The sequence below is a fragment of the Rhodoplanes roseus genome (assembly GCF_003258865.1).
Taxonomy (GTDB): domain Bacteria; phylum Pseudomonadota; class Alphaproteobacteria; order Rhizobiales; family Xanthobacteraceae; genus Rhodoplanes; species Rhodoplanes roseus.
In genome coordinates this window covers 1-301 of record NZ_NPEX01000136.1, presented here as the reverse complement: position 1 = coordinate 301, position 301 = coordinate 1, and positions in this window count along the sequence as shown.

Sequence of the window (301 nt, the reverse complement as noted above, 5' to 3'; positions counted from 1 at the left end):
GATCGATGGTCCGACGCCTCAGCGGCAGACCTGCTGGCCGTTGACCACCACGCAGCGCTTGGGCGGCGGAGGCGCAGCCGGTCGCGGCGGCGGCGGGGGCGGTGCGGCCCGAGCGACCGGCGGCGGAGGCGGAGGCGGAGCTTGCCGCATCGGGGGCGGCGCCTGCCGCACCATGGGCGGCGGGGCCTGTCGAATCTGCGGCGGCGGCGCCTGCCGGATCTGCGGCGGCGGCGGGCGGTTGACCACCTGGGGCGTCGGCGGGCGCATCACCGGAGCCGGCCCCGGACGCATCGCCGGCGGC